The organism is Kitasatospora sp. NPDC093558, assembly GCF_040683475.1.
GTDB lineage: Bacteria > Actinomycetota > Actinomycetes > Streptomycetales > Streptomycetaceae > Kitasatospora.
The window spans coordinates 1-1,316 of sequence record NZ_JBFBDY010001222.1 but is presented as its reverse complement, the minus strand read 5'-3'; the positions used below and the strand labels follow the sequence as shown (position 1 = coordinate 1,316).

Sequence of the window (1,316 nt, the reverse complement as noted above, 5' to 3'; positions counted from 1 at the left end):
GCTGACCCGCGCCTGCTTCTCCCCCGACCAGTAGAAGTTGCCTGCTTTGGTGGCCTGCTCGTCGCGTGTGTCGTCCTTCACCGTGCCGCGCACGGCCACGACGTACCCCACCGTCGCCGACCGGTCGGGCACCAACTCCAGCCACACCCGGTCCCGCAGCTCCGTGGGCTGGTGGGCGGCCCGATGCTGAGCGGCGGCCAACTTCTGGAAATTCCAGTTGCCGTAGCCGCCGCTGGCGATGCGCACGCCCCCGACCACGCCAGCCGTCGACCTGGTCCGGTGGTCGTACTCGCCTTGTGCCACCAGCCGGTTGTCCGGCCCGAAGACCGCAGTCTCTTGCCCGGTGCGCAGGTAGTGGTAGCCCGGCACGCCGCCGACCGGCTCGGCACCCTGCGGCAGCTCCACCAGCCCAGCCACCGCGGCGGCCGACTCCGGCTCGGCGCCGTCCGTCCGCACGACCCCGGCTTCCTCAACGGCCAGTGCCGCGACGGCCGACTCCGAGGCGACCGTGGACACCCGACGCACCCGCACTTGTGGCTGGCCCTGTTCCGCGGCCAGCTCGGCGAGGTCGAACAGGGGCACGTCGACGGCGACAGGCTCACTAGCGGGCACATGCAGGCTCTCCCCCGGTTCGGTGCCGCTCGAAACGGTGGGGAGCTTGCGTGCAGCCGAAAGGTCGTCAGATCCGTCGGCGTGGTGAACTGGTCGAGCTGTTCGACGCCGTGACCGAGGTAACAGCTCTCCCACCAGTCGACGATAGGTGACCTGGTACGCCAGCCCGTCCCCCAGCGAAAGGGGCCAGCCCCCCGCGAGCAGCCATCCGACGACGCGATCGCGACCGGGCCACCACCGCTGTTCCGTGGGGAACTGCGCCCCCGTCCACTGCGTCGTCCGGCGGCTGGTCAGCTCGCCCTGAACCATGCTCTCCACAGGAAGGCCTACGCCCGTCGGCCGGGCCCTCAACAGCACTCCCATCGTCTCCCCGTGCGCCGAGGTGAACTCCGGTCGAGCTGAGGGTCCCTGGCCTGCCGCTTGGGCCCGTCCCAGTAGGTGCAACCGGTCGACAGGGCGACAGAGCAGAGCGAGTTAGTGGCTTCTGTGACAGGTCGTATTGGGGCGCTGGGCCACCCGCCGCCCGGCCCGGCTCAACCCGACGAGATCGACGGCCGGGCCCTGTTCAAGATCGCTACCCGTCGCGTCCAGGACGGCGGCCCGCGCATCTCGTGCCTTGGCGACATCGTCGCCGTCACGCCCGTACGCGAAGCCCGCGCCTCCGGACTCCTCGCCGACCACCGCTTGTTCACCGCCCTCACCCC

Annotated in this window: 1 protein-coding gene and 1 pseudogene; one reads left to right on the top strand and one right to left on the bottom strand. The window is 70.7% G+C overall.

The window, feature by feature from the left end; translation table 11 throughout:
- Positions 1–582 (bottom strand): hypothetical protein (locus tag AB0O00_RS39900; protein WP_363659564.1); only part of this gene is annotated, 582 nt, incomplete at its 3' end.
- A gap of 516 nt (positions 583–1,098) precedes the next feature.
- Between AB0O00_RS39900 and AB0O00_RS39895 the strand changes: the two are divergent.
- A pseudogene (locus AB0O00_RS39895) lies at positions 1,099–1,316 on the top strand (hypothetical protein); the annotation flags it as partial.